The organism is Intrasporangium zincisolvens (genome assembly GCF_034724055.1).
In the GTDB taxonomy this organism is placed as follows: Bacteria; Actinomycetota; Actinomycetes; order Actinomycetales; family Dermatophilaceae; genus Monashia; species Monashia zincisolvens.
Window position 1 is genome coordinate 134,396 of record NZ_JAWIIL010000001.1, and the last position, 26,625, is coordinate 161,020.

The following is a 26,625-nucleotide window of genomic DNA, read 5'->3' on the forward strand; positions in this document are numbered from 1 at the left end:
CGACGCCCGGCCGGCTCAGGAGCGGCCCTCGATCGGGTCGGGCGGCCCCACCCCGGCCTTCGTGGGATCCTCCTCTCCATGACAGGGGCCACCGCATGACGACGCAGACCCTCGCCCCCGGCGACGCCGACCGGCGCACGTGGCTGCGCGCGGCCGCGTCGCGTCGGGGCGTGCTCGTGCCGGTGACGCTCGCCGTCGCGTTCCTCGTCACGCAGGGCGTCGCGCAGGCGGTGACCCCGTTCATCCGCCAGGACGACTGGACCTTCCTGCTGCCCGACCACACCAAGGACGTCGTCCCGCCGTCGTACTACAACATCAGCGAGGGCCGCTGGCTCAACACCGGCTGGTGGTGGCTCGTCGGCCAGCACGGCACGCCGGCGAGCGCCGCGATCACGTACGCCGTCGGCTACGCGGTGCTCGTCGCCGGCATGTGGCGGGTGCTGCGCCTCGCCGGCGTCCGCCCCGGCCTCGTCGTCGACGCCCTGCTCGGGCTCGCGCTCTACGCGTCGGCCATCTGGGTGCAGCTGCTCTACTGGCCGGGGGCGCTGACCCCCTCGGTGATCGTCGGCGCGACGGCGATGTGGCTGCTGCCGTGGGCCGCCCGCACCCGCCGAGGTCTCGCGCTCTGGTTCGTCCTCAGCGGCATCGGGGCCGTGCTCACCTACCCGCCGATCGGCGTCGTCCTGCTCATCTTCGCCGTCCTCCACCAGCGCGACGCCCCGTGGCGACGCGTGCTCGCGGTCGTCGGCGCGTGGGTCGCCTCGTTCGGCGTCGGCGTCCTCGTCACGTACACGCTCAACCTCGTCGTCAACCAGCACTTCGGCCTCCGGCTCGCCGCGTGGCGCCACGCCAACCCGCTCACCTCGCTCGACGCCCTCCGCGTCAACACCGGTCGCTGGCTCGAGACCGTCGGCGCCCTCTGGTCCGAGCAGTGGTGGGTCGGGCTCGTCGGGCTCGTCGCCATCATCATCGGCTGGAGCGACGTCACGGTGCGCCGACGCCTCCAGCGCCTCCTCGTGGCCTTCGTCGTCGCCATCGGCATCGACGCCGCCCAGACCATCGGCACCGGCGTCGTCACCGAGGGTCGGGGACAGCTGTGGACGTGGCTGTTCGCGGTGCTCCCGGTGGCCCTCCTGCTCCTGCCGGCCTCGTCGACCGACGCGGGAACCGTCGGGGGAGCGGGAACCCGGGAGCCGCTGCCGGGCGGCCGCCTCGCCGACCAGGTCGCGACGCTGCTGCTCGGCGTCCTCGCCATCGGCGGGGTGCTCGCATGGCGGGCCGACATCGGGGTGCACCAGACCACCCGGACGACCTTCTCCGCCATCGCCGCACAGGCCGCACAGGACGTCGCTTCCGCGACGCCCGAGGGGGAGTCGCCGGTGATCGTCCTCTACCAGGCCCCCACCGTCGCCGACTCCCGCAACGGACGCCTGACGCTGAGCACGTTCTCGATGGCGCTACGTGTCGAGCAGGGCCTCGTGCCGGTGCCGTGCGCCGGCCAGGAGTGCCCGCGGCTCGCGACGCTGCGGCCCGGAACCCTCGTGCGGCTCGCACCGACGGGCAGCGGACGGACCATCGTCGGCGTCGCCGTCCCCACGCCGCCCGGCTGGCTCTGAGGCGCGAGCCGGCTGCAGACGCGCGCCGACGCCGACGCCGACGCACACAGGATCCGTGCAGCGGGCGACCATCCTCGACGCAGGTTGCTCACGGATTCGGGGCACCCGCCGCGAGGCCGCTGCGAAGTGGCTGCGGGTTCGCTTGGGACGCCGTCCCGGGCCGTTTCCGGTGCCTATCGTCGAAGGGTCGCGGACCGATCGTCCGCGCCCTCCCCGACCCACGGACGCAACCGGACCCATGACGACCCAGACCCTCGCCCCCGCCGACACGCCGCGGCGGTCCCGACGCCTCACCCCGGGAGACGGACGCGCGTTCCTCGTCCCGGCGGTCGTCGCCGTCGCGCTTTTCGTGACCGAGGGCCTGTTCCAGGCCGTCACCCCGTTCATCCGCAAGGACGACTGGCCCTTCCTCGTCCCGGCCGGCACGTCCGGCGTCCCGTCGGCCGTCGCCCACGACCTCACCGAGGGTCGCTGGCTCAACACCGCCTGGTGGCACTTCGTCGGCCAGTACGGCACCCCGACCACCGCGGCCCTGACGTACGCCGCCGGCTACGCACTGCTCGTCGCCGGCCTCTGGCGCGTCCTGCACCGGGCCGGCATCCGCCCTGCCCCGCTCGTCGACGCCCTCCTCGGCCTCGCCGTGTTCGCCTCCGCCGTCTGGGTGCAGCTGCTCTACTGGCCGGGCACGCTGACGCCGTCGGTGCTCGTCGCGGCCGCGGGCGCGTGGACGCTGCCGTGGGCGGCGCGCTCCCGCGTCGGGCTCGGCGCGTGGCTGCTGCTCACCGAGGTCGCGGCCGTGCTCACCTACCCGCCCGTCGGCGTCGTGCTCGTGCTCTTCGCGGTCGTCCTGCTCCGCGACGCCCCGTGGCGCGGCGTCCTCGCGCTGCTCGGCGGCTGGGTCGCGGCGTTCGCCGTCGGCGTCGGGATCGCCTACACGCTCAACTGGTTCGCGTTCGGCGACTTCGGCCTCAAGATCGCCTCGTGGCGCCACCCGGACCCGCTCACCTCGCTGCACGCCCTCCACGTCAACGCCTCCCGCTACGTGCACGCGGCGCTGTCGCTCTGGGCCGGCCAGTGGTGGGCCGCCGTGGCGGGGGCCGTCGCCGTCGCCGTCGGCTGGCGCGACCCGGCGCTGCGTCCGCGGCTCGAGCGGCTCCTCGTCGGGCTCGCCGTCGTCGCCACGATGGACGCGGCCCAGACCCTCCTGACCGGCATCGTCACCGAGGCGCGCGGCCAGCTGTGGACGTGGCTCGTCGCGCTGCTGCCGGTCGCGCTGCTGCTCGACGGTCGACGCGTCCTGCACGTCGGACTGCCCCGGGGCCGTTGGCTTCCCGTCGACCGGATCGCCACCGCCGCACTCGTCGTCCTCGCCGTCGGTGGCGTCCTCGCGTGGCGCGCCGACGTCGGCGAGCACCAGGCCACCCGCGCCCAGTACGCCGCCATCGCGGACGACGCCACCCGCACCCGCCCCGACGGCAAGGACCCGGTCGTCGTGGTCTACCAGGCGCCGGCCCAGCGTCCGACGCGCGCCGGCAACATCATGGCCGGCACCCTGCGCTTCGCGGTGCGCCAGGCCGACGAGGGCACCATCCCGCGGTGGTGCACGCCCGTCGAGTGCCGTGAGCTCGCCGCCCGCGCCAAGCACGGGTCGGTCTTCGACCTCGGACGCGTCGGCGCCCTCCCCGACGTAGTCGGCGTCGTCGTGCCGACCCCGCCCACCTGGATCTGACCGTGTGACGGGTGGGACTCCGTGCTCACTCGACGGGAGGAGAGCCGGGCGTGCGCGCGAGCGCGTGGACGTCCTCCCCTTCTCATCGAGTGAGCACTGCGCCCCACCCGCCCAGGGGTTACTTGACGCTGCCGGCGGTCAGGCCGCCGACGAGGTGCTTCTCGATGAGGGCGAAGAGGATGACGACCGGCACGACGGCGATGACCGACGCCGCGAACAGCTGGTCCCAGTGCTGCTCGTAGCCGGTGATGTAGGCGCGCATGCCGACGGTCAGCGGCTTGCGGTCGTCGTCGATCATGAGCGTCAGCGCGACGACGTACTCGTTCCACGCGGCGATGAACGTGAAGATCGTCGCCGTGACGAGGCCCGGCAGCGTCAACGGGAGCATGACGCGGCGCAGCACCTGCCACCGGCTCGCGCCATCGAGGGCCGCGGCCTCCTCGACCTCGAGCGGGATCGAGGCGAAGAAGCCGTGCAGGATCCAGATCGCGAAGGCCAGGTTGAACGCGGCGTTCGTGATGATGAGCGCGCCGTAGGTGTTGATCATGTTGAGCTCGAAGAACTGCCGGTAGAGGCCGACGACGAGCGAGGTGGGCGCGAACATCTGCGTGATGAGCACGAGCAGCAGGAACGCCCCGCGGCCGGGGAACCGGTGCCGGGCCGTCATGAACGCCGCCGGGATCGCGACGAGCACGACGATGACCGTCGAGCCGCTCGCGACGATGAGCGAGGTCTTGAGCCAGTTGAGGAACCGCTCGTCGCCGAGCACCTGGGCGTAGGTGTCCCACTGCCAGACCTTCGGCAGGAACGAGGGCGGCGTGCTCTTGACGTCGCTGCTCGTGCGCAGCGAGTCGAGGACCATGACGAGGTACGGAGCGAGGAACACGAGCGCGACGAGCGCGCCGCCGACCGACATGAGAAGCCGCTTGCGACGCTTCGGGTCCCGCGGCGTCGGTCGCGAGTCCTGCTGCGACACAGCGGCACCCGCAGCGCCGGCCGTGGAGGCGGTGCTGGCCGTCATCGGCTCGTCTCCTCACGCCAGTTGATGATCTTCAGGTACACGGCCACGACGACGAGGATGAGCAGGACGTTGAAGACGCCCGCCGCCGCCGACATGCCGACGTCCTTCTCCTGGCTCTTGAACGCGAGCTTGTACATGAACGTGATCGTCGTGTCGTGCGTGTAGCCCGGGTTGCGGTCGTTGAGCGTGTAGATGATCGGGAAGCTGTTGAACACGTAGATGACGTTGAGGACCGTCGCGATCATCAGGGCCGGGCGCAGCAGCGGCAGGGTGATGTTCCAGTACCGCTGCCACGGGCTCGCGCCGTCGACCGTGGCCGCCTCGAGCACGTCGTCGGGCACCGCGCCGAGACCGGCGATGAAGACGAAGATCGTGAACGGCAGCGACACGAAGACGCCGACGACGACCATCGAGAACATCGTCCAGCTGTCGTCGCCGAGGAAGTCGATCGGCTGCCCGATGAGGTGCAGCGACAGCAGGACGTGGTTGATGATCCCGTAGTTGTAGTCGTAGAGCAGCACGAAGAGCTGGCTCGTGATGACGAGCGAGGCCGCCCACGGGATGATGATCGCCCACCGCACGAGGCGCCGGCCCGGGAACTGCTTCACGAGGAACTGCGCCAGGGCCAGGCTCAGCACGATGGTGATCGCCACGACCGAGACGACCCAGATGACGGTGTTGGTCAGGACCGTGCCGAGGTCCTCGTGCTGGAGCACCTTGACGTAGTTCTCCCACCCGGCGTCGCCCTTGCGCAGGCCGGTGATCGAGTACTGCCCCTGGCTGGCCTGGAACAGCTTGATCGCCGGGTAGAGCACGACGCCGAGGATGAGCGCGAGCGCCGGCAGGAGCCAGAGCAGCGCGACGAGGGGGTGGACCTGGCCGATGCGTCCGGCGCTGCGACGCCGGCGCCGGCGGGGCGCGTCCGGCGTGCTCGACGTGGCCGACGCGTCGGTCCGGGTGGCGGGCCGGGCGGAGGGCGCGCCGGCGCCGGACCCCGCCGCGAGGGCGGGATCCGGCGTCGGAGTGGTGCTGGGGCTCATGAGGGGTCGGCCGCTCAGCCGCCGTTTTCGGCGGTCTTCTGGAGGTCGTCGAGGACGGCCTTCGGGTCACCGCTCATCGCCTTGCCGAGGTTCTGCTGCACGGCGAGCTTGACCTTGTCCCACGTCGGGTCGTCGGTCGGGGTGAGGCGCGCGTTGGGCAGCGTGTCGAGGTAGACCTTGAGCTTCGGGTCGCCCTGGAACTGCTGGACGCCCGTCTTCGTGACCGGCAGGAAGCCCTCGGCCTTGATGAAGGTGTTGACCTGGTCGGGCTGGTAGTAGAGGTCGTAGAAGGCCTTGACGGCGTTCTGGTTGCCCGGCTTCTTGAAGGCCATGAGGTAGTCGGTGACGCCGAAGGTCTTGCTCTCGGTGCCGTCGTTGCTCGGGAAGGGCGCGACGCCGTAGTCGATCTTCGCGTCCTTGTCGAGGTCGGCCGCGAGCGGGCTGAAGCCGATGACCATGCCCGCCTTGCCGGACTTGAACAGGTCGAAGGCGTCGGCGCGGTTGGTGCGGGCCGGGTTGTTCTGGGTGACCTTCTCGTCGGAGAGCTTCTTCAGGAAGCTCAGCGTCGCGACGTTCTTGTCGGAGTTGATCGACCACTTGCCGTCGGTCTTCCAGTCGCCGCCGTTGTTGAACAGCCACATGGAGAACTCACCCTGGGCCTCCTCGGGCCCGAGCGGGAGGGCGTAGCCGACGTTGCCGGTGGCGGCGATCTTCTTGGCGTCGGCCTCGAGCTCGTCCCACGTCTTCGGCGGATTCGCGATGCCGGCCTGCTTGAAGATCGCCTTGTTGTAGAAGAACGCCCGGGCACTGGACAGGTCGGGGAAGCCGTAGAACTTGTCCTGGTAGGTGCCGTACTTGACGAAGGTGTCGAGGATGTCGCTCTTCGTCGCGGCCGGCAGCACCTCGTCCGAGTTGTAGAGCAGGCCGTCCTTGGCGTAGCTGGCGTACGCGTTGAGGTTGAGGATGTCGGGGGCCTGGTTGTTCTGGATCATCGTCGAGGACTGCTGGTCGATGTTGTCCCAGCTGACGACCTGCACCTCGAGGGTGTAGCCCGTCTTCTCCTTGTACGTCTTGGCGAAGGCGTCCCAGAAGGCCTTGGTGTGGTCCTTGGAGTACTCCGCCGCGACGAGCTTGATCGTCTTGGCCTCCTGCCCACCGCTGCCCCCGGTGCTACCTCCCGCCGACCCGGCTCCGGTGCCCCCTCCGCACGCGCCCAGGGCGAGGCCCGCGATGGCCAGGCCCGCGACGAGCGCACTCTTCTTCGTCGAGCTCATGTCTCTCCTTGGTCCGGGCCGGGACACGGGGTGCGATGTCGGACCCACCCGGCCACCCTCTCCTCGAGGTGACGAACAACCTAGGGCGAGCCTTTGCCGTTGGCAAGACCAAAACTGACCGAATGCTTAATCATCCGATCACAATCACGCATCACCGCGCACGGAACGGTCACACTTCGTGCACGTCGACGCCCGCATCGCGCAGCGCGTCGACCTCCGCCCGGTCAGCGCCCACGGTAGTCACGAGGTGGTCGATCCGCGCGGCGGGACAGATCGAGGCGAAGGTCCGGGCGCCGAGCTTGTCGCCGGTCGCCACGCAGATGACCTTCTTGCTGCGCTCGATCATCGTGCGGATGATCGCCGCCTCCTCCTCGTGGCGGCAGGTCGCACCCTCGCGCGCGGAGAGGCCGTTGACGCCGACGATCGCGACGTCGAGCCACAGCTGGCCGAGCACGAGCTGGGCCAACGGGCCGGTGACCTCGTAGGACTCCGGGCGCGCGACGCCGCCGAGCGAGACGCACTGCACGTGCGGGCGCAGCACGGCCTCGGTGGCGATGTTGAGCGCATTGGTGACGATGGTGACCTCGCCGTCGGCGTCGACGAGGTCGTCGCGCGCCGTGATGGCCCGGGCCGTGGCGGTGGTCGTCGTGCCGCCGTTGAGGCCGACGACCTGGCCGGCCTCGACGAGCGCGGCCGCCGCCTCGGCGACGCGGGAGCGGTCCTCGTCGGCGCGGGAGCTGCGGTAGCGGTAGGGCAGCTCGTAGGCGACGCTCGTCGCGACGACGCCGCCGTGGTTGCGGGCCACGAGCTGGCGCTTGGCCAGCTCGGAGAAGTCGCGGCGGATCGTCGCCTCGCTGACGTTCAGCAGCTCGGCCGCCTCGCCGACGCCGAGCCTCCCCGCCGTGGCAAGACGGTCGAGCATGATCGACCAACGGCTGGCACGGTTGCGGGCGAGGTCGCTCTCTTCGGTCACGCGCTGACGATACCGCGCAGAACGTGCAATGGACATGACCGACTGTGCGCGATTACGCTGTGTTTCGAGCAGACACAATCAGGAGGGCTTCGTGCGTTTCCGCACGGCACCCTCGCGAGACCATCCGGAGCGTTCCATGCCGCAGACCACGCACCTCGCCCGCGAGATCGCCACCCAGCCCGACGACTGGGCGCGCGTCACCGGGCGCCTCGACACCGTCGCCGAGCACCTGCCCCGCCCGGGCGAGCGCGTCGCGACGATCGGCTGCGGCACCTCGTGGTTCATGGGCCAGGCCTACGCCGGACGCCGCGAGGACCTCGGCCAGGGCGTCACCGACGCGTTCGCCGCGTCGGAGCACCACCTGGCCCGCGGCTACGACCGCGTCGTCATCATCAGCCGCTCCGGCACGACGACCGAGGTCATCGAGGTCGTCGAGGGGCTGCGCGCCGCCGGCACCCCGCACGTGTCGATCGTCGCCACCGCGGGCACGCCGGTCGCCGAGCGGTCCGCGGCGACGATCCTGCTCGACGACGTCGACGAGCAGTCGGTCGTGCAGACCCGCTTCGCCACGACGACGCTCGCCCTGCTGCGCGCGTCGCTCGGCGAGGACCTCACCGACGCCATCGCCCAGGCTCGCGCCGTGCTCGCCGAGGACGCGTCGGACGCCGTCGGTGCCCTCGCGCTGGCCGAGCAGGTGACCTTCCTCGGCCGCGGCTGGACCAACGGCATCGCCGCCGAGGCCGCCCTCAAGCTGCGCGAGTCGGCGCAGTTCTGGTCCGAGTCCTACCCGGCCATGGAGTACCGCCACGGCCCGGTCAGCATCGCCGCCCCCGGCCGCGCCGTGTGGGCGTTCGGCTCGGTGCCGGGCGGGCTGCCCGACGAGGTGCGCGGCACCGGCGCCCACTTCGAGCACCGCGACGTCGACGCCCTCGCCGACCTCGTCCGCCTGCACCGCCTCTGCCTCGCCAAGGCCGACGCCGCAGGCCTGGACCCCGACGCCCCCCGCAACCTGACCCGCAGCATCGTCCTGTCCTGACCCTCCTCAACCGTCGAAAGGCCACGTTCGGTCGCCTCCCAACCGTCGAAAGGCCATCTTTGACCTGCGAGAGGGCCAGCCGAACGTGGCCTTTCGACGGTGAAGGGCCAGCCGAACGTGGCCCTTCGACGGTGAAGGCCCAGCCGAACGTGGCCCTTCGACGGTGAAGGGCCAGCCGAACGTGGCCTTTCGACGCTGGAGCTGGGGCGCTGGGTGGTCAGCGGAGGGCGAGGAGCTGCATGAGGCGGGCAGCCTCGTCGGCGACGGCGTCGCGGCCTGCACCGAGGTACTTCCTCGTGTCGACGGTCGGCGACGCGTCGAGACGCTCGGTCATCGCGCGCGTGAACACCTGGTTGAGATGGGTGGCCACGTTGACCTTCGTCATGCCGGCCCTCACCGCTGCGACGAGGCCGTCGTCGGGGACCCCTGACGAGCCGTGCAGCACGAGTGGCACGGGCACCGAGTCGCGCAGTGCCGCAATGAGATCCGTGTCGAGCTGAGCGGTGCGGTCGGTCATGGCGTGGCTGCTGCCGACGGCGACCGCCAGCGCGTCGACGCCGGTGTCGGCGACGAAGCGCGTGGCGTCGGTCGGGTCGGTGCGCACGCCCGGGGCGTGGACGCCGTCCTTGCCGCCGACCTCGCCGAGCTCGGCCTCGACCCCGATACCGGCGGCGTGGCACAGCGCGACGACGCGGGCGGTCTCGGCGCGGTTGGCGTCGTCGGGCAGCTTGGAGCCGTCGTACATGACCGACGTCAGCCCGAGGCGCACGGCCTCCTCGACGAGCGTGGTGTCCTCGGCGTGGTCGAGGTGGACGACGACCGGCTGCGCGCACGCGTCGGCGATCGCCAGCGTCGCCAGGGCGATCGGGGCGAGCGCGCCGTGGTAGCGCACGCAGTTCTCCGAGATCTGCATGACGACGGGCAGCCCGACGCGTTCGGCCGCGCTGGCATAGGCCTCGGCGTGCTCGAGCTGGATGACGTTGAAGGCCGCGACGGCGCGACCCTCGGCACGGGCGTCCGCGAGGACGCTCGCGAGGTCGCTGCGGCTCATGCGCGGCTCTCCTCGATCTCGACGGACTGGAGCAGGCGCGCGGCGTCGTCGGGGTCGACGGCGCCGGCGACGGGCTGGAGGACGGCCGCGGCCGACCACGCGACCGCGCGACGCAGGACCTCGGCCCACGCGTCGACCCCGACGGGCAGGCCCGACGCGTCGCGCACCTCGACGGCCAGGGCGGCGGTCATCGCGTCGCCGGCGCCGGTCGGGTTGCCGCGCAAGGGATCTCGCAGGCGTGCGTGGAGCGAAGCGTCGGGTGCGACGAGCTCGAGGCCGGCCGCACCGTCGGTGACGATCGCCGCTCCGGCGCCGCGGTCGACGAGCAGCCGGGCCAGGTCGCGAGCGGACGTGTCTGCGTCGACGCCGAGCGCGGCGACCGCCTCGGTGCGGTTGGGCTTGACGAGCGTCGGGCCCGCGCTGAGGGCCGCGGCCAGCGCCGGGCCACCGCAGTCGACGACCGTCCGCAGGCCCCGGCGCGCGGCCTCGGTGACGACCTGCGCCACGAGGTCGTCCGGCGCCTCGGCCGGCAGGCTCCCCGAAACCGTCAGCACCTCGGCCTGGTCGGAGAGCGCGGCCAGCGCCTCGGCCACGCGGGTCCACACGCCGGCCGGCTGCGGCTCGCCCGCCTCGTTGAAGAGCGTCGTGCGACCGTCGGCCTCGACGACGGCGATGGATCGCCTGGTGGCAGAAGGGGACTCGACGAGCCGGTGGCTGATGCCTCGCTCGGTGAGGTCGGCTGCCCAGGCCGCGAGGTCGGCGGCGCCCACCGGCGCCACGGCCACGGCATGCTCGCCGAGGCCGGTGAGCACGGAGGCGACGTTGAGGCCCTTCCCCCCGGCGCGCTCGGTGACGTCGTGGACCCGGTGCGACTCGCCGAGGTGGACAACGCCGACGCCGTACGTGACGTCGGCCGCCGGGTTCGGGGTCAGGGTGACGATCATCGGCCGACGAGGTCGAGGGCGATCGTCGCCGCCCCGAGCGACCCGGCCCGGTCGCCGAGCGCCGCGGCCTCGACGGCCACGTCGGCGCGACCGCCGAGGCGCATCGTCAGGGCGGCGCGCAGCGGGTCGAGCAGGGTGTCGCCGGCATGCACGAGACCCCCGCCGACGAGGACGAGCTCGGTGCCCGCCGCAGCCACCACGGGCGCGACCATGATGGCGAGCGCCTCGATGGCCTCCTGCCACACGCGTCGGGCCTCGGCCTCACCGGCGTCGGCGCGGCGGGCCACCTCGGCGGCGTCGCCGACGAGGCCGGTGGCCTCGGACCAGCGGCGACCGATGGCGCCCGCGCTCGAGAGGGCCTCGAGGCAGCCGCGCTGGCCGCACCCGCAGAGCGGGCCGTCGGGTTGCACGACGATGTGGCCGATCTCGCCGGTCCACAGGCCGCCGGTGACGAGCCGCCCGCGACAGAGGATCGCGCTGGCCAGGCCGGTGCCGAGCGGGACGAAGAGGACGTTGTCGGCGTCGCGGGCCGCGCCGAGGCGGTGCTCGGCGAGCAGGCCGGAGCGCACGTCGTGGCCGATGGCCACCGGCACGTCGACGTGGGGGGCGACGGCGGCGTGCAGGTCGAGGTCGCGCCAGCCGAGGTTGGCCGACCAGACGCCGATCCCGGCGGCCTCGTCGACGAGCCCGGGCACCGCGACGCCCACGGCGAGCAGGTCGACGCCGTCGCCGGCCCCGGCCAGCAGCTCGGCCACGGCCTTGGCCGCGACCTCGCCGAGCCGTTCGCCGACGCGCTCGGGCGTCGGCACGACCGCCTCGGCCAGGACGGTGCCGCCGGGGGTCACCAGGGCCGACTTGGTCCGGGTGCCGCCGACGTCGATCCCGACCACTGCCTCATGTGTCACGGCGCGCAGTCTATGAGCAATAGTGCTCGGAACGATAGTCGAGCGATCACATTTGGACACGGAGCAGCGTCAGGTCGCCCCGTCGCGGGCCCCACGATGCCACCTCGCGGCCTGCTCCGCGCGGGCGGCGCCGACAACCGACGCGGGTGACTCCGTGACGTCCCGGACCCCGTCAGCGCCGGTACAGCGCCCGGGCCGGGCAGAGCCGGATCGCCACATCCGCCTCGGATGTGGGCACCGTCGCGTGGTCGACGATCGGGTAGCCCCACTCGTCGAGGCGCACCTGGGCGAGCAGCTGCGCGCAGACGCCGTGACCGGTGCACGCGATGCGGTCGACGGCGAGCGTCGCGTCGTCGACGAGCCCGAGCCGACGCCGGGTGTGGTCGGGCTGGTCGGGCTGGTCGCGCTGGTCGCGGCGGTCAGTGGGTGAGGACATGGTGGCTCCTCGAGTGGGCAGGATCGGTGGGGTCGGTGGCGTGGGCGCGGGTGGGGCAGTGGCCGGCCTCGTGCGCGGCGACGTGGGCGGCGAGGACGTGCAGCGCGGTGGCGGCGAAGCGGGCGACGCCGTCGGGGAAGCGGCACGCGCCGCGGCCCGGGAGCAGCCCGATGCGGTAGCGGACGCGGGCCGTGGCGGACGGGTCGCCACGAACGACGCCGTGCCAGTCAGTGGCGAGGGCGGGCAGGCCGAACATGCACGGCCCGCACTGACCGGCGGACTCCCCGGCAGCCCAGGTGAGGCAGCGGTCGACGAACTCGAGCGGGCAGTCTCGGGCAGCGAGCACCTCGACCACACCCGGGCCGAGCGTGGCGCCGTGGGGCGCGAGGTCGGCGCCCGACCACGCGAGCCCCGTTGCGGCCGCGGTCGGCACGAACGCCCCACCGAGACCGCCGACGAGCACCGCCGGCGCGTCGGGCGCGAGCCCACCGGCGGCGTCGAGGATCGAGGCGAGCGGCGCACCGGCCTCGGTCTGCACGACGTGCCCCCAGACGCGCGGGGTGCTGACGGCGACGAGGCGCGGCCCCGGCTCGTCGGGCGTGCCGAAGCCGCGGAACCAGTCGACGCCGTTGCGGGCCACCTGCGCCACGCGCCACGTCGTCTCGGCGTTGAGCACCAGCGTCGGGCGCAGCCGGCGCCCCGACGCGTCGTGGCCGCCGCGGGTGACCGGCTGGCGCTTCGTCACCGGTCGGGCCAGGCCCCCGTGGGCCAGGTTCACGAGCGCCGACTCCTCCGAGGACACGTAGCGCGGCGGCGCCTCGAGCACGTCGAGCCCGGCGCGGTGCAGCCGCTCGGCCGTGTGCGAGCCGCGGTGGGCCGCGAACCGCACCCGGCGGCGTCCGGCGACGAGTCCTGCGCCCTCGACGAGCTCGGGGAGGTGGTGCTCGACGACCCACCCGTCCTTGGCAGCACCGAGCTCGCCGTCGCAGGCGTTGACGATGAGGTCGGCGCGGTGGTCGCGGGCGGCCTCGAGCTTGGTGGCCGTGCTGAAGGCGGCTCCGCCACGACCGGTGAGGCCGGCGTCGGCGAGCAGTGAGGTCAGCGGGTCCATGGCGGTCTCCTGGTAGGGCAGGGTCGGGGTGGTGTCGGGGTGGGGTCAGGTGTTGGTCTCGGGGCGCGGGTCAGGTCCAGCGCTGGGCGGCGACGGCGTCGCGACGCTCCTGGTCGGCGTGCACGGCGCTCCACCGCCAGGCGATCGCGCCGGCACCGACGAGGCCGCAGAAGATCGTCGCGCCACGCAGGAGCGGCTCGTTGGCCGTGCCGAGCGCCAGGCCGTGCACGAGCGCCATCGGCCACATCGCGTACGACAGGAGGTGGACGCGTCGCCACGTGCGCTCGGTGAGCCGGCGGCGCAGCGCCGAGGTGACGCCGACGGCGAGCAGGATGTCGAAGGCGAGCGTGCCGAGGCCCACCCAGACCGTCTCGTAGCCGGACGTGAAGGGCAGCAGCGCGGACACCGCGTCGATCGACACGTACGTCTCGGCGACGGCGGTGGCGATGTGGGCCCCGAGGAACACGAGCATCCCGAGCGAGAGCCAGCGGTGCAGGGCGATGACGACCGTGGCCGACTCGCCGTGCGGGCTCCGGCGGCCGGAGGTCACGAGGCCGAGCACGAGCACCACGGTGAGCAGGACGATGCTGGCGACGCCGGTGGCGCGCGAGGTGTACCAGAGCAGCTCATTCATCAGGCGGCGCTCCTCGTGCGGGACGCGACCGGGGCGGTCGGTCCCGGCCAGCCCGGCGTCGTGACGACGCGGCCGTCCAGGCCGTCGAGGCGGGCCGGTACCCCTTGCTGCGCCAGCCAGTCGGGCGCGTCGACCCCGAGCACGATGGCGGCGGTGGACGCGGCGTTCGCCTCGAGGCACGACGCGCCGGCACACGACACCTGCGCCCACACGGTCGGAGCCGTGCGGCCGGTGCGCGGGTCGACGATGTGGTGACGGGGACCGTCGTCGGACTGCCAGGTGCGCAGCCGCGTCGAGGAGGTGGCAACCGCCTGGCCGGTCGACTCGACGACCTGGACGGTGTGGCCGCCGGCGTCGACGATGCCGATCGCCCAACCCGGCTCCGGCACCACGCCACCCACCGCGAGGTCGCCGCCGAGGTTGACGAGGAACCCGCCTGGCAGGCGCGCCCCGAGCAGCGCGGCGATGGTGTCGGCCGCGTGCGCCTTGGCCGACGCGCCGAGGTCGAGCAGCGTGCCCCGGGCGACCGACACGCGTCGGGCCGACACGTTGAGGTGGACGCTGTGCCAGTGCGGCACGGCCGCCACGAGCGACTGGTGGAAGACGCCGCGGGCCCGGACGACGTCGAGGTCGGCGTCGTAGCCCTCGGCCGCGAGGGCCGAGCCGATCGTCGGGTCGACGAGGCCACCGGTGAGGCGGGCCACCCGCAGCGCCGCCTCGAGGTAGTCGGCGAAGGTCGGGGAGACGAACGCGTCGGCCGGGCCGCGCCGGGCCCGCACGGCGAGGTGGCTCACCTCGGAGTCGTCCCGGAACCGGCTGACGGCCCGGTCGACGGCCCGCAGGTGGGACCGGGTGATGGCGAGCGCGGCGTCGAGCGCCTCGGGCTCGGTGGCGAGGACCGTGTTCGTCGTGCCGATGGCGCGGAACGAGGCGGACGCGACACGTGCGGTGGCCGCAGCGGTGGTCGCGCTGGTGGTCGGGCTGGTGGTCGGGGCGGACATCACGAGCCGCCCGACCCGCTCTGGGCCTGACCACCCGAGCCGCTGAGCGGCACGACGGCCTGGAAGCCGGACGACTGGTTCGAGGTGCCCGAGCTGCTGGACGAGGAGGTGTCCGAGCTCGACGTGTCGGTGCCGTTGCTCGAGTCGTCGGTGCCCGACGAGCGCGTCGAGCCGGACGCGCCGGAGGAGGTGGTGGTCGTCGTGGACGAGGTGGTGGCCACCGACGCCGCGTGGTCCTGGGCGAGGTGGACGCCGATGCCGCCGACGAGCAGGGTCGAGGCGGTGAGCAGACCCGACGTCCACAGACGGGCGCGGCTCAGGGCGCGAGGCACGGGGCTCATGGGGACTCCTTCGAGAGGTTGACCCCTCAACCGTCGCGAGCGCCGCTGTGGGCCTCCTGTGGTCGTGCGATGACCCCGGCATGGATCAGGACCGCGCGCCCTGCACGCGTTCCGGCAGAAACGCGTCGATCCGGACGATCCCCCGCGCAACCTCCGGCGACGCTGGGAGCAGGCTGGCACGCATCCGGGAATCCGCTTGCGCCGCAAGGCGACACCGCACGACGCTGACACCATGACGCTGCACATCCACAACGTGACCTTCGACTGCGCCGACGCCCGGGCCCTCGCCACCTTCTGGTCAGAGCTGCTCGGCTGGAACGTGTACTACGACGACGACCCCGAGGTCGTCGTCGCGGCCTCGTTCCCCAGCGCCGGCCTCGGGCTGCTCTTCATCCCCGTGCCCGAGGGCAAGACGGCCAAGAACCGCCAGCACCTCGACCTCGCCCCCGACGAGGGCACCCGTGACGAGTGGGTCGAGCGCGCGCTCGCCCTCGGCGCCACGGTCGTCGGCGACCACCGGACGCCCGAGGGCCCGGGCTGGGTCACGATGGCCGACCCCGAGGGCAACGAGTTCTGCATCGAGCGCGGCGCCGCCGAGATGGGCCCGCGACCCCCGCGCGCCTTCCGCATCACCACCTGAGGGTCAGGACGCGTCGGGGCCGGCGCCGTGGCGGGCGAGGAACGACGTCGCGGCATCAGCCACCTCGCGCCACCCGCTGTCGACGACGAGGGAGTGCCCGCGCCCGGGGATCTCGACGATCTCGGTGGGGTTGGGGTTGCGGACCTGCTTGGTGAACGACGCGTGGGCGATGGCCCACGGCACGATGTGGTCCTTCTCGCCGCTGATGACGAGCAGCGGTCCGCGGTCCTCACGTGCGGTGTCGACGCTCGCCTCGGTGCGCGGGTCGAGGTTCGCCGTGGCGGCCTGGAACAGCGGGCGGCCCGGTGCCGGAACGGGATACGCGCGGTAGAGGTCGGCCGCCTCCTCCGCGGACACGGCATTGGCGAAGGCGTAGCGGTACTGGTCGAAGGTGAGCGAGACGGCGCGGCGGTAGTTGGCCGGGTTCGCGAGCACCGGCGAGGACGCGCGCAGGGCCGACAGCGGCAGCGGCAGGACGCCACGGAACGGCGCCGGGTCGATGGCGACGGCGGCGTGGGCGAGCCCCATCCCGGCGAGCTTCTGGGTGATGAGCCCGCCGAAGGAGTGCCCGATGACGACGGGCTCGCGGTGGAGCGCGCCGATGAGCTCGGCGACGTGGTCGGTGACCTGGCCGACGGACACGCCGGCGAACGCGTCGGGGTTGGCCCGCGCCTCCTCGACGTTCGCCGGGTCGCCGGGCCAGTCGGCGGCCACGGTCGCGTAGCCGAGCGACTCGAGGTGCTCGCGCCACGCGTCCCAGCTGCCGGCGAGCAGCCAGAGGCCATGAATGAGGACGACGGGGCGGCGGTCGCCGGCGTTGGCGGCCTCCACCTCGGCCCGCTCGCGAGGGGTGAGGGTGCTGGTGGGGGTCGTGGTCATGCGGTGCTCCCGGATCGGCCTGGATGGACGACCGCCGAAGGGGAGCGGCCGCTTCGTAGAACGATCGTTCTACGGTAGCGACTCCCGACGCCGATGACCAGAGCTGGATGCGCATCGGCCTGCGTTAGCGTGACGACGTGACCGACGCGCCGATGCCCCCCGCCCCGGACCGGGCGGCCCCGCCGTCGCGCGCCCCGGGTCGCGACCGGCTCCTCGAGGCCGCCTCACGCCTCTTCTACCGCGAGGGCATCAACGGCGTCGGCGTCGACCGCATCCTCGCCGAGGCCGGCGTCACGCGGGCCACGATGTACCGGCACTTCACCGGCAAGGAGGCCCTCGTCGCGGCCTACCTGCAGTCCGAGGACGAGACGATCCGCGGCTACTTCACGGCGGCCGAGGCCACGGGCGGCCCACCGCGCGAGCTGCTCGGACGCGTCGTCGACGCCGTCGCCGACGACGTCAGCCGGTACCACACGCGTGGCTGCCCGTTCATCAACGCGGCGGCCGAGTTCCCCGACGCCGCAAGCCCGGTGCGTCAGATCGTCACGGCGCACCGCGCCTGGTTCCGGCAGACGCTGACCGACCTCGCCCGCGCCGCCGGCTCACCCGACCCCGGTGCCACGGCCGCCGCCCTCGTCCTGCTGCGCGACGCCGCCCTCGTCGGCGGCTACCTCGACGGCGTCGACGTCACGGCCCCGGCCTTCGTCGCCACGGCCCGACGCGTCGCCGGGCTCGACGTGTCCGCCTGACCGACGCGTCCGCCTGACCGCCGCGCCGCCTGACCGACGCGTCCCGACGCGCTACGCGTCGGTGGGCTCCACCGCGCCGACCTCGTCGGTGAGGAGCCGGACGACGTCGGCGCCCGCGGCGACGAGCGCGAGCGTCCGGCGGGCGATGGCGTCGAGGTGACGCTGGAGCGCGGCATCCGGGTCGAGGCCCGCGGCGCCCGTCGTGCCCGCCGGGGAGGGTGGGGTGTCCGGTCCGGCGAGCCGGCGCAACGAGGCGACCACCTCGCGCACTGCCGGGACCGGGTGGCCCGCCGAGCGCAGGGCTGCCGCGACGCGCGCTTCCCGGATGGCGGCCACGGGGTAGCGCCGGCCGCGCACGGACCCCGACCCGACCCGCTCGGGCGCCACGAGTCCCTCGCGCTCCCAGAAGCGCAGGGTCGACGTGCGCACGCCCAGCGCGCGAGCCAGCTCGGTGATCGTCATGGCGTCGGGGTCCTCCGTGCCGCCGCTGTCACCCGTGGCCGCGGTGTCGAGGGAGGCCTCGTCGCGGACGAGCGCCAGGGCCCGCCGGGCCGCGAGCGCCTCGTCGCGCTGGCGCGTCAGCCCCACGTGGAGCGCACTGACGCGGGCGGCGGCCTCATCGAGGGGCAACGTGCGCACGTCGGCCAGCACGCGTCGAGCCACGACGGGTCCAACCGCGTCGGCGAGCCGCCGGTACGCCCGAAGCGCGAGGACGTGCTCGGGCCGAAACCATCTGTAGCCGTTGGCTGCCCGATCGGCAGGCGGCACGACGCCCAACCCCTCCAGGACGCGCACCTGCTGCACCGAGTAGCCCGACGCGTCCGCCACGGCCCGCGTCGACAGCACCGGCGCCCCGGGCGTCGACGGGTCGGACCTCCTAGCGGCTCCGGTCACCAACCCTCCACAAGCACTTCAGGATGACACTTCACCCATGAGTATGGACGAGGTCCTCGACGTGATCCGGTCGCTCGACGGCGTGCTCGTGCTCTCACCGGAGCCGGGCAGCACCTTCCCCGAGGTGGCCTGGGGCGACCACTTCGCCTACTACGCGCCCGACGGCGTCGTGCCGGCCACCCAGCCGTTCGCCACGCTCGTCACCAAGGACTACCCCGACGACGTGGCGTCGCGACTCGACGCACCGAGCCGGTGGCGACTCAACGTGCACGTCGGGGCCCACACCTTCGAGGAGCTCGTCGGCGAGAGTCCGCGCGCCTTCGGCGAGCGCAGCGCTGCGGGAGCGGCCTTCGACTTCGCGGCGGTCGACGCGGTCCTGCCGCACCCGGTGTACGGCTCGCTCGGCTGGGTCGCCGTCGTGACGCCGGGGGAGCGGACGCTCGCCCTCGCACTCGGCCTCGTCCGTGACGCCCACGCCGACGCCCGGCGACGCGCCACCCGCCGCCACGGAGGCGCTGGACGGGAGGGCTGAGCCGCGAGGGCCGTCAGCCGCCCGGGCAGTCGATCTCGTGACCGCCCGGCCACACCGGGTCGACCTGCGACCCCGACACCTCGAGGTACCCACTCTCGCCCGACCACGTCAGGGAGTACGACCCCGCCTCGACCGGGAGGTACCCGTCGTCGGTGGTGTAGCGGCCTACGCGTCGTGCAACGAGGTCGCCGGCCGGCAGGACGAACACGGTGCCGCCACCACTCATGAGGAACGAGCGCTCCTCGACCACGACGCGGCACCCGCCCGCGCTCGCCGGCTCCAGCACGACCGCGTCCGAGCCGTAGCTGAAGAGCCAGTCGACGCCGGCGACGACGCCTGCGGTCACGACAAGCAGCACGACCGCGGTCACGCGCCCTCCGCTCGGGCGACCAGGGACGGCCTCACCAGCGGTGCGTCGCCGGTGACGGTCGATGCCTGACACGACGAGCCCGGTGAGGCCCACGAGCACGCCGGCGACGAAGAGCCCGGGCGCGGCGTCGGCCGGGTCGGTGACCCATCCGCCCACGACGAGGACCTGGTGCCACACGACCGACGGCACGACTACGACGAGGGCGAGGGCGAGCAGCCCGAGGGAGACCTGCTTCGCGACGTGCCCGGCCCTACCCACCACGTGCCCCCTGAGTCGACCTGCCTGACGCCAGGACCCTAGCCGCGGGCCGCCCGGTCCCGGGCCGTGGCGACCGACGGTTCCGGCGACCTCCACACGATCTCCACACCCCGCTCACCGGGGCGGCCACCGCCGGGTCGAGGCGACCACGTGCCGCCTAGACTCCGCGGCCATGACGAAGACCCCGACCGGACGGCACGTCTTCGACCGACTGCACGAGCAGGCCCGTCCGACGGTGCTCGACGGCACCCACCGGCAGGACTCCCCACCCGCCGACGGGGGGCGCTGGCCGACGACGATCGTCAGCATCCCGCCGTCGGACGTACGGGCGCGCCTCGAGGAGCTGATGACACAGGCGTGCGACTTCGCCGGTCCCGGTCATTTCCTGACCGGCCGTGCGGACGCCAGCCACGTCACCGTGCGTGCCCTCGAGCCCTATCGCGAGGCGGCCGAACCGACCGACGAGGGGACCACGGCCTGGGCGAACGCGATGCGGACCGCCGCCGAGGCCACACCTCCCCTCCGGCTGAACCTGACCGGCCTGACCCTGACGACCGGGTCGGTGATGGCCCAGCTCGAGCCCGTCGACGAGGCTCCGTGGACGTTCATGAGCACCCTCCGAGAGCACCTGGGTCCCCACGCATGGTTCGAGGACCAGTGGGACCCGCGGGACATCTGGTACGCCAACGTCCTGCACTTCGCGGCCCCGATCGCCGACCCGGAAGGTCTGGTGGCCTGGGTCGAAGCCCGACGCCGGATCGCGGCACAGGAGGCCGTACTCGACTCCGTCAGCCTGGTCCGCTACCGCTACCGCTCCGATGCAGACGGCAGGCTCATGCGCCTCGAGCACTGGCGCGCAGCTCCGCTCGGTGGGTGAGCGCCGCCAGTAGCGTGGGCGGCATGGAGTGCGACGACTACCAGCGCGCCGCGTTGCGCACCGCTCGCGACAAGGACGCCCGGGACGAGTTCCTGCACCTCGTGCTCGGGCTCGTCGGTGAGGCGGGGGAGATCGCCGAGAAGGTCAAGAAGCTGGTCCGTGACCACGACACCGACCTCGCGCACCTCGACCGCGACGATCTGGCGGCCGAGCTCGGCGACGTCCTCTGGTACACCGCGGTCCTCGCCAGCTTCCTCGACCTGTCACTCGACGACGTCGCGCAGCGCAACATCGACAAGCTCGCCGACCGGCAGCGGCGAGCCGTCCTGGGCGGGTCCGGCGACCGCCGCTGACCCGCCTGAGGCCCACCAGGGCGCCCGAGCTGTGCGGGGTTGACGGGGTCCTGACCCCCTGAACCACGCACGGCTCGACGCGTCAGCAGCGGCTCACGAGTCGAGGCGCTTCCACGTGCCCTCGGAGACGACCTCGACGACGCCGTCGACGACGGTGATCGCGGTCGAGTCGTCCATCGCGTACGCCGGGACGCCGAGGCCGGCCGCCCAGCGCACGGCCTCGTCCATCGTGTTGTCGGGCATGGAGGGGTGGTCGACGTGCGGGAAGATCGAGAAGTCGACGACACCGAGGGTCCGGTCACCGCCACCCGGCGGCTGCCAGTGCGCGAAGTCGGCGCCGATGCGCGGCGTCATGACCATGCTGCCGGCGCTGACCCCGACCCAGACCCCGTCGAGGCTGGGCAGCAGGTCGGCGAGGCCGGACTCGCGCATCCAGTGCGCGAGGTACAGGGCGTCGCCCCCGTCGACGAGGAACACGTCGGCGTCGCGCACCCAAGGCACCCAGCGGTCGGCGTCCATCGTCGGCAGCGCGGTGAGCTCGAGAACACCGACCGACTTCCACCCGAGGTCGGTCATCGGCGAGGGGGACCGGCCGGAGATGAACCGCCACGTGTTCTCGGGCGACACCATCGGGTGCCCGTAGTTCGCGGTGGGGATGCACAGCGCGGTGCACTCGGCGATCGGCTTGCCGAGCATCGCCACAAGGGCATCCTGGATGCTCGGGTTCGTGATGCCGCCTGAGCTGAGAAGAAGCTTCACTGCTACCTCCATGGAGTCGATGCCGTCGTCAGGCTAGCCGCGCCCGCCGACGCCCGGGTACCGACGCGCATCGCGGCGTGGGGCGGTGCGCTCGTCCATACTCGGGCGATGCACGCCAACACCGCTGAACCGCAGTTCGGCCCGTTCCGCCGCGTCTCCCGGCAGGCGCTGACCGAGCTCCTGGCGCCTCCGGCGGGTGAGGGGCCCTCGCTCGTGCTCGTCGACGGGCGCTCCGGGGCCGGCAAGACCACCTTCGCCGCCGCGGCCGCCGACGCGCGCGGTGGCAGCGTCGTCGCGACCGACGACGTCGCCTGGCAGCTGCACCCCACGGACTGGGCGGCCGAGATGCTCGAGGGAGTCGTGCGACCCTGGCTCGCCGGCGAGCGGGTCGACTACCGACCGCCCGGCTGGGTGCGCCACGACCGCCCCGGCGGGATCGAGGTCCCGCCCGGTGCCGACCTCGTCATCGAGGGCGTGGGGGCGGCTCGCGCCGAGCTGGCACCCTTCGCGCGGCTCATCGTGTGGGTGGCCTCCGACGCCGTGGAGGCGCGCCGCCGCGGCATCGCACGGGACATCACGCTCGGGCGGACGCCGGACGAGGCCGAGGCGTTCTGGGACGACTGGATGTCGGCCGAGCAGCCCTTCCTCGAGGCCGAGCAGCCCTGGACCCGAGCGGATCTCGTGGTCGACGGCACCGCGGCGTCGGAAGGGCGCACCGACCACGTCTCGGTGACCGACGGGCCTCGGCGCCTCCGTCAGGTCTGAGGGGCTGACGCGGGTCCACGGGCGTCGAGGGCACCGTCAGCCGGCCGCCGCCACCTAGAACGCGTGGACGTTCTCGCTGCGGGGGTCTGCGGCGAACCGGACCGGGTCGTACAGGCCGTCCTTCGCGCGGCGCCGCCACGGGCGGGCGAGGTCGGTGGCGATCCGGACGTCCTCGTCGGGCGCGGCGAGGTCGAGGTCGACGAAAGCGAGCGCCGGCCGGTCCTCGGCGGGACACCGCGCCACCCACCGCCCGCCCGGCGCGACGATGCCCGAGGGCACCGTGGAGCCGAACTGGGCCGGCACCGAGTAGCCGACCCAATACCCGAACAGGGCGGCGTAGGACCGGCCGATCTCGGCACGCATCGCGTCGTCGACCATGACCGAGAGAAGGACGGCGTCGACGTCGAGCCGCTCATACTCCTCGAACAGGTGCGGGAAGTTCGCCTCGATGCAGAGCGCCACCCCGAACCGGACGCCGTCGACCTCGAAGACGAACGGCTCCGCACCCGGCGAGTACATCCACGTCAGCTCGGTGTTGGACAGGAAGCGCTTGTCGTAGCGGCCGACGAGCTCGCCGCGGTCCGACACGACGTAGAAGCTGTTGTGCGGTCGGTGCGGTGGCGTCAGCGGGTGGATCGACCCGAACGCCACCCAGATCCGCAGCTCGGCGGCCAGCCGGGCGACCGACTCGGCCTCCTCGCGCAGCAGGTCCCAGTCGGCCCGCGCCCAGTCCGCGTCGGACACCGTGTCGGGGCCGGACGAGGACATGACGTGCTTGCTCGGGTAGACGATCGCCCCCTCCGGGAACTGCACGAGGCGGGCGCCGCCCGCGCTGGCTTCCCGCATCAGGGCACGGATCCCCGCACCGGCGGCGCGCACCGCCTCGGCGTCGCCCGGGTCCTCGGCCATCCGGCTCTGCGCGACTGCCCACCGCATCGTCGTCATGCCGACAACCTAGGGGCGGCCCACGACACCGGGTGCCATCCCGCGACCCCGACGCGTCACACCCCGACGCGTCGCGGCTCCAGCAGCGTCAGCGGTCGGCGCTGTAGGCAAGGGCGACGGTCTTCGGCACGACGAGCCGCCACGCGTCGATGACGATCTCGCGCATCCGGTCGACGTCGATGGCATCGAGGCGCACCTCGACCCAGTTGAACCGCAGGTCGCTGCGGCGCGGCATGAAGAAGACCTCGGGCTCGCTCGCCACGAGGACGTCGCGCTCCTCCCGCGGGAAGGCGAACCCCATCTGGGTCTCGTCGGCGGAGAACGCGAGCCACACGGTGCGTCCGACACGGAACTTCACGCGGTCGCGCACGAGCACCTCGTAGGACCGCGGCAGCAGGTCCGCGACGGCCCTGACGTCGTCGATGGTCACCGGCACGCCTTCCACCCTCCCACGCGACGCACCTCTCGACACGCTGGGGCGCCGCGCGTACCGTGAGCGCGTCGCGACCCCGACGGCTGTCCGGGCGGGCTGAAACGTCGACTCCCCACCATCACGGTCCCCAGGAGCGACGCCATGACGTCAGAGACCCCGTCCACCCCCGACCTCGCCGGCGAGCTCACCGCGGCAGGCCCCACTCCCGCCGTCTCGATGCCCGTCCCGACGCCGGACGACCCGACCGCCCCGATGCGCGAGCGGCTCCTCGCCTTCCTCGACCGGCTCGCTGCGGTGCTCGCCGAGCGCGGAGATGCCGTGGCCCTGCTCGGCCTCGGCTCCGTCGGCCTCGACCTGCACCGCATCGACGAGCACTCCGACGCCGACTTCTTCGTCGTCGTCGACGACCGGGCCGCGCTGGGCCGGTACCTCGCCGACATCGACTGGCTCGACGCGGCCCAGCCGGTCGTCTGGTCGTTCGACAACAGCGACGCCGGACGCAAGGCGCTCCTCACCGACGGGCTGTTCGCCGAGTACGCGGTCTTCACGCTCGCGCAGATGGACACCGCCGGGTACCCGCCGGGCCGCATCCACTGGAGCCGCGCCGACGCCCCCGCCGGCCTCGACGTGCCGACGGTGCCGGTGCCTCAGCCGCCGTCGCTCGAGCACGAAGTCGGCGAGGCGATCACCAACCTCTACGTCGGCCTGCACCGCGACCTGCGCGGCGAGCGCCTGACCGCCACCCGGTTCGTCCAGGGCTACGCGGTGGACCGGTGGGTCACCGTCCTCGACCACCTCGGCCTCGGGAGCGGGACGCGTCAGGACGTGTTCGTCGTCGACCGCGGGGTCGAGCGCCGGTTCGGTCCCGACGTCCTGCCGCTCGCCGACCTGCTGCCGGGCTACGAGCGCAACGCCGACGCGGCGCAGACGCTGCTCGGGCTCATGGAGCGTCACGTCGAGCTCGACCCGACCATCGTTTTCGCCGTCCGCGACCTCATCGCCCAGGTCCGCGCCACGCGCGGCTGACGCGTCGGGTCCGGACGCGTCGGGGGCGTCGGGTCAGAGCTCGAGCGCGTAGACGAGCAGGCGCAGGTCGTCGATCGGGTTCCAGTCGCGCTCGGGCACGCGGACGAACCCGAACCGCTCGTACACCCGGTGCGCGGCGTGCATCATCGGCTGCGTCGAGAGCACGATGCGGCGCCGGCCGAGCGCGCGTGACCGGTCGATGCACTCGCGCACGAGGGCGGTGCCGACGCCCTGGCCGCGCCCTTCGGGGGCCACCGCCAGGGTGCGGAACTCCGCCTCGTCCGGCCCGGCGATGTCGGCGAACCGCCCCTGCGACCCGACGAACGTCACGCCTCCGAGCACGGCGCCCGACGCGTCCACGGCCACGAGCACGTCGGCGTGCTCGGACCGCGAGGCGACGTCGCGCAGCACGGCGAGGTACGGGTCGCCGGCGCCGAAGTCGAGCAGGCCGTCGTCGAGGTAGGCCGCGGCCGTGAGGTCGCCGAGCCGGGTGAAGTCCTCGGGCCGGGCGGCGCGGATCGTGAAGGCCATGCCGGGAGTATGCGTCGGACGTCGGACGCGCTGCACCCGGGTATCGCGCTCCGACCCGGAGCGACGCGTCGGGTCAGCAGTGCTCGCTCGCGCCAGGAGTGCGCGGTCCCGCCACGGGTGGGCCGAGCAGCGTGCACCGATGCGGGAAGGGCGCAGTTCTGGAACGGCGCTGCGAGCCGCGCGGGCGAATTGTGCCGTTCTTGCATGGTTCTTGCCGTTTCGCGACCGGTCTCTTGCGCGGCGCCCGGGAGAGTTCTCGTCATGAACCCGGTGATTCTCGATGAGGCGACCTCGCTCGTCGCCGCGTGGCCCCTCGTGCTCGTCGGGCTCGTCATCGCCGCGCTCGTCGGCAACGCCTTCGTCCGCGGCGGCCGCCGGACCGACGGCCTGCACGACTGGCGCGGTGAGCCGCAGACGCGCACCTGCCGTTCGATGGGGCACCGCTACGTCAAGGACGCCACCGGCTGGTGCTGCTCGCACTGCGGTGACGAGATCCGCCACGACACCCCGACCGGCCGCGTCCGCGAGGCCGCCGGCGTCTGAGACGCCCGTGCTCGCCGGGGTGGTTCAGGCAGCGAGACGCCAGGCGAGGACGCCGAAGAGCACGCCGAGCGAGTTGGTCGCCCAGTGCATGCCGACGCTCGCGAAGACGCTGCCGCTGCGGCGGCGCAGCTCGCCGGCCACGACACCGCCTAAGGCCGTGAAGAGCACGGTGCCGACGATGACGGCGACCTTGGCCCACGGCCCGAAGGCGGCGAACGCGTCGCCGATCGCGGCGTTCCCGGTGGCCGAGGCCGCGGCGGGCAGCACGTGCCACAGGCCGAAGAGCATCGAGGAGCCGAGGAGCACCTGCCACATCCGCGCGTGCCGGGACAGGAAGCCCCAGAGCACCGAGCGGAAGGCGACCTCCTCGAGCAGCACGGTGCCGAGCGGGATCATGACGAACGCGGTGAGCAGGGCCGATGCCGGCGGCAGGTGGTAGCGCGCGTCGAGGAACGCGCTGCGGGTCGACGGCATGAGGATGCCGGCGAGGTAGACGAGCCCGACGACGCCGATGACCCCGAGGCCCCAGCGGATGCCGCGGGCGTGGGTGCGGCGGGCGAGGCCGAGCTGGTGCCAGGTCAGGCCCTGCCAGCGCGCGAACGCGATGAGCACGACGGCCCCGATCGGGCCGAGCCACATGGTGTTCCAGCCGAGCACGTGGTCAGCGAGGTTGACGCCGACGAGGGCGAAGACGACGGCCACCGTCGAGGCGAGGCGGGCGCGTCGGCCCCGGGCGATGAGCCGGAGGCGGCGGGCACGAACGACCTCGTGCGGCTCGTGGTGCGCGCGGCGCCCGTGCGGCCGGCGCGACCGGAGCATGGAGACGCCGTCAGCGCGGGGTGCGGCGACGGCGTCGGGGCTCAGGGTCGGGGTGGTCATCCCCTCGAGAATGACACGAGATCCTGTGTCCATTCTGTGCTTCACACAGGGATGGTGACCCGTTCCTCACCCACGGGCCA

General features: G+C 73.1%; 31 protein-coding genes. 11 read left to right on the forward strand and 20 right to left on the reverse strand.

Annotated features, from left to right (window positions below):
* The first annotated feature begins 95 nt into the window (after positions 1-95).
* Entirely contained in the window at positions 96-1,616 is a 1,521-nt protein-coding gene (locus RY076_RS00645; RefSeq protein ID WP_323095398.1) for a hypothetical protein, read from the forward strand.
* Between the two features lie 238 nt (positions 1,617-1,854).
* Positions 1,855-3,345: a hypothetical protein gene (locus tag RY076_RS00650; protein ID WP_323095400.1), complete on the forward strand. Its 1,491-nt coding sequence runs from the start codon at positions 1,855-1,857 to the stop codon at positions 3,343-3,345.
* Positions 3,346-3,463: 118 nt separating this feature from the next.
* Here RY076_RS00650 and RY076_RS00655 read toward each other — a convergent pair whose 3' ends face one another.
* From RY076_RS00655 to RY076_RS00670, 4 genes are all read right to left on the reverse strand, one after another.
* Positions 3,464-4,366: a carbohydrate ABC transporter permease gene (locus tag RY076_RS00655; protein WP_323095401.1), complete on the reverse strand. Its 903-nt coding sequence runs from the start codon at positions 4,364-4,366 to the stop codon at positions 3,464-3,466.
* The gene (locus tag RY076_RS00660; protein WP_323095402.1) at positions 4,363-5,406 is read right to left on the reverse strand and encodes a carbohydrate ABC transporter permease; all 1,044 of its coding nucleotides are present in this window, start codon (positions 5,404-5,406) and stop codon (positions 4,363-4,365) included. Before RY076_RS00660 ends, RY076_RS00655 begins: the two co-directional genes overlap by 4 nt.
* A gap of 14 nt (positions 5,407-5,420) precedes the next feature.
* Positions 5,421-6,680 carry an extracellular solute-binding protein gene (locus RY076_RS00665; protein WP_323095403.1) on the reverse strand — a complete coding sequence of 420 codons (1,260 nt, stop codon included), beginning with the start codon at positions 6,678-6,680 and terminating at the stop codon, positions 5,421-5,423.
* Positions 6,681-6,849: 169 nt separating this feature from the next.
* Positions 6,850-7,653 (reverse strand): DeoR/GlpR family DNA-binding transcription regulator, encoded by an 804-nt coding sequence (locus RY076_RS00670; RefSeq protein WP_323095405.1) that lies wholly within the window; start codon positions 7,651-7,653, stop codon positions 6,850-6,852.
* Positions 7,654-7,789: 136 nt separating this feature from the next.
* On the opposite strand from RY076_RS00670, the gene RY076_RS00675 reads away from it, so the two are divergent.
* Positions 7,790-8,689, forward strand: a complete 900-nt coding sequence (locus tag RY076_RS00675; protein WP_323095406.1) for an SIS domain-containing protein — start codon at positions 7,790-7,792, stop codon at positions 8,687-8,689.
* Between the two features lie 217 nt (positions 8,690-8,906).
* On the opposite strand, the gene RY076_RS00680 is transcribed toward RY076_RS00675, so the two are convergent.
* The 8 genes from RY076_RS00680 to RY076_RS00715 form a co-directional block, all read right to left on the reverse strand.
* On the reverse strand, positions 8,907-9,740 hold the full coding sequence (locus tag RY076_RS00680; RefSeq protein ID WP_323095407.1) for a class II fructose-bisphosphate aldolase: 834 nt from the start codon (positions 9,738-9,740) through the stop codon (positions 8,907-8,909).
* Positions 9,737-10,684 carry a 1-phosphofructokinase family hexose kinase gene (locus RY076_RS00685; RefSeq protein ID WP_323095408.1) on the reverse strand — a complete coding sequence of 316 codons (948 nt, stop codon included), beginning with the start codon at positions 10,682-10,684 and terminating at the stop codon, positions 9,737-9,739. Before RY076_RS00685 ends, RY076_RS00680 begins: the two co-directional genes overlap by 4 nt.
* Positions 10,681-11,589 carry an ROK family protein gene (locus RY076_RS00690; protein ID WP_323095409.1) on the reverse strand — a complete coding sequence of 303 codons (909 nt, stop codon included), beginning with the start codon at positions 11,587-11,589 and terminating at the stop codon, positions 10,681-10,683. The genes RY076_RS00685 and RY076_RS00690 overlap by 4 nt, the downstream gene beginning before the upstream one ends.
* Before the next feature lie 172 nt (positions 11,590-11,761).
* The gene (locus tag RY076_RS00695; RefSeq protein WP_323095410.1) at positions 11,762-12,025 is read right to left on the reverse strand and encodes a ferredoxin; all 264 of its coding nucleotides are present in this window, start codon (positions 12,023-12,025) and stop codon (positions 11,762-11,764) included.
* Positions 12,009-13,136 (reverse strand): NADH-ubiquinone oxidoreductase-F iron-sulfur binding region domain-containing protein, encoded by a 1,128-nt coding sequence (locus RY076_RS00700; RefSeq protein WP_323095411.1) that lies wholly within the window; start codon positions 13,134-13,136, stop codon positions 12,009-12,011. Before RY076_RS00700 ends, RY076_RS00695 begins: the two co-directional genes overlap by 17 nt.
* A 70-nt stretch (positions 13,137-13,206) precedes the next feature.
* Positions 13,207-13,770 (reverse strand): ferric reductase-like transmembrane domain-containing protein, encoded by a 564-nt coding sequence (locus tag RY076_RS00705; RefSeq protein WP_323095412.1) that lies wholly within the window; start codon positions 13,768-13,770, stop codon positions 13,207-13,209.
* Positions 13,770-14,771, reverse strand: coding sequence for an FAD:protein FMN transferase (locus tag RY076_RS00710; RefSeq protein ID WP_323095413.1), 1,002 nt, complete (start codon positions 14,769-14,771; stop codon positions 13,770-13,772). The genes RY076_RS00705 and RY076_RS00710 overlap by 1 nt, the downstream gene beginning before the upstream one ends.
* Positions 14,771-15,112, reverse strand: a complete 342-nt coding sequence (locus tag RY076_RS00715; protein ID WP_323095415.1) for a hypothetical protein — start codon at positions 15,110-15,112, stop codon at positions 14,771-14,773. The genes RY076_RS00710 and RY076_RS00715 overlap by 1 nt, the downstream gene beginning before the upstream one ends.
* A 232-nt stretch (positions 15,113-15,344) precedes the next feature.
* On the opposite strand from RY076_RS00715, the gene RY076_RS00720 reads away from it, so the two are divergent.
* Positions 15,345-15,752 carry a VOC family protein gene (locus RY076_RS00720; RefSeq protein ID WP_323095417.1) on the forward strand — a complete coding sequence of 136 codons (408 nt, stop codon included), beginning with the start codon at positions 15,345-15,347 and terminating at the stop codon, positions 15,750-15,752.
* Between the two features lie 3 nt (positions 15,753-15,755).
* Here the strand turns inward: RY076_RS00720 and RY076_RS00725 are convergent, their stop codons facing one another.
* Complete coding sequence (locus RY076_RS00725; RefSeq protein WP_323095419.1) at positions 15,756-16,631, reverse strand: alpha/beta hydrolase; 876 nt, start codon at positions 16,629-16,631, stop codon at positions 15,756-15,758.
* 137 nt (positions 16,632-16,768) lie between these two features.
* Between RY076_RS00725 and RY076_RS00730 the strand changes: the two genes are divergently transcribed.
* A complete protein-coding gene (locus RY076_RS00730; protein WP_323095421.1) occupies positions 16,769-17,380 on the forward strand; it encodes a TetR/AcrR family transcriptional regulator in 612 nt (203 codons plus the stop codon).
* A gap of 51 nt (positions 17,381-17,431) precedes the next feature.
* Here the strand turns inward: RY076_RS00730 and RY076_RS00735 are convergent, their stop codons facing one another.
* A complete protein-coding gene (locus tag RY076_RS00735; RefSeq protein WP_323095423.1) occupies positions 17,432-18,274 on the reverse strand; it encodes a MerR family transcriptional regulator in 843 nt (280 codons plus the stop codon).
* Positions 18,275-18,311: 37 nt separating this feature from the next.
* Between RY076_RS00735 and RY076_RS00740 the strand changes: the two genes are divergently transcribed.
* Positions 18,312-18,806, forward strand: coding sequence for a DUF6194 family protein (locus RY076_RS00740; protein ID WP_323095424.1), 495 nt, complete (start codon positions 18,312-18,314; stop codon positions 18,804-18,806).
* A 13-nt stretch (positions 18,807-18,819) separates the two neighbouring features.
* On the opposite strand, the gene RY076_RS00745 is transcribed toward RY076_RS00740, so the two are convergent.
* The gene (locus RY076_RS00745) at positions 18,820-19,434 is read right to left on the reverse strand and encodes a hypothetical protein (RefSeq protein WP_323095425.1); all 615 of its coding nucleotides are present in this window, start codon (positions 19,432-19,434) and stop codon (positions 18,820-18,822) included.
* A 172-nt stretch (positions 19,435-19,606) separates the two neighbouring features.
* Here RY076_RS00745 and RY076_RS00750 point away from each other — a divergent pair, with 172 nt between their 5' ends.
* On the forward strand, positions 19,607-20,311 hold the full coding sequence (locus RY076_RS00750) for a hypothetical protein (RefSeq protein WP_323095426.1): 705 nt from the start codon (positions 19,607-19,609) through the stop codon (positions 20,309-20,311).
* Between the two features lie 23 nt (positions 20,312-20,334).
* Positions 20,335-20,664 (forward strand): nucleoside triphosphate pyrophosphohydrolase family protein, encoded by a 330-nt coding sequence (locus RY076_RS00755; RefSeq protein WP_323095427.1) that lies wholly within the window; start codon positions 20,335-20,337, stop codon positions 20,662-20,664.
* 93 nt (positions 20,665-20,757) lie between these two features.
* Here RY076_RS00755 and RY076_RS00760 read toward each other — a convergent pair whose 3' ends face one another.
* Entirely contained in the window at positions 20,758-21,423 is a 666-nt protein-coding gene (locus tag RY076_RS00760; RefSeq protein WP_323095429.1) for a Type 1 glutamine amidotransferase-like domain-containing protein, read from the reverse strand.
* 108 nt (positions 21,424-21,531) lie between these two features.
* Here RY076_RS00760 and RY076_RS00765 point away from each other — a divergent pair, with 108 nt between their 5' ends.
* Entirely contained in the window at positions 21,532-22,188 is a 657-nt protein-coding gene (locus RY076_RS00765) for a uridine kinase family protein (protein ID WP_323095430.1), read from the forward strand.
* A 54-nt stretch (positions 22,189-22,242) separates the two neighbouring features.
* Here RY076_RS00765 and RY076_RS00770 read toward each other — a convergent pair whose 3' ends face one another.
* Both RY076_RS00770 and RY076_RS00775 read right to left on the reverse strand, forming a co-directional pair.
* Positions 22,243-23,133 (reverse strand): carbon-nitrogen hydrolase family protein, encoded by an 891-nt coding sequence (locus RY076_RS00770; protein ID WP_323095432.1) that lies wholly within the window; start codon positions 23,131-23,133, stop codon positions 22,243-22,245.
* A gap of 88 nt (positions 23,134-23,221) precedes the next feature.
* On the reverse strand, positions 23,222-23,563 hold the full coding sequence (locus RY076_RS00775) for an MmcQ/YjbR family DNA-binding protein (protein WP_323095434.1): 342 nt from the start codon (positions 23,561-23,563) through the stop codon (positions 23,222-23,224).
* Positions 23,564-23,707: 144 nt separating this feature from the next.
* Here RY076_RS00775 and RY076_RS00780 point away from each other — a divergent pair, with 144 nt between their 5' ends.
* The gene (locus RY076_RS00780; RefSeq protein ID WP_323095435.1) at positions 23,708-24,592 is read left to right on the forward strand and encodes a hypothetical protein; all 885 of its coding nucleotides are present in this window, start codon (positions 23,708-23,710) and stop codon (positions 24,590-24,592) included.
* 33 nt (positions 24,593-24,625) lie between these two features.
* Here RY076_RS00780 and RY076_RS00785 read toward each other — a convergent pair whose 3' ends face one another.
* Positions 24,626-25,123: a GNAT family N-acetyltransferase gene (locus tag RY076_RS00785; RefSeq protein WP_323095437.1), complete on the reverse strand. Its 498-nt coding sequence runs from the start codon at positions 25,121-25,123 to the stop codon at positions 24,626-24,628.
* 261 nt (positions 25,124-25,384) lie between these two features.
* Between RY076_RS00785 and RY076_RS00790 the strand changes: the two genes are divergently transcribed.
* On the forward strand, positions 25,385-25,666 hold the full coding sequence (locus RY076_RS00790; protein WP_323095438.1) for a hypothetical protein: 282 nt from the start codon (positions 25,385-25,387) through the stop codon (positions 25,664-25,666).
* A 24-nt stretch (positions 25,667-25,690) separates the two neighbouring features.
* On the opposite strand, the gene RY076_RS00795 is transcribed toward RY076_RS00790, so the two are convergent.
* On the reverse strand, positions 25,691-26,545 hold the full coding sequence (locus RY076_RS00795) for a CPBP family intramembrane glutamic endopeptidase (protein WP_323095439.1): 855 nt from the start codon (positions 26,543-26,545) through the stop codon (positions 25,691-25,693).
* Positions 26,546-26,625 lie beyond the last annotated feature (80 nt).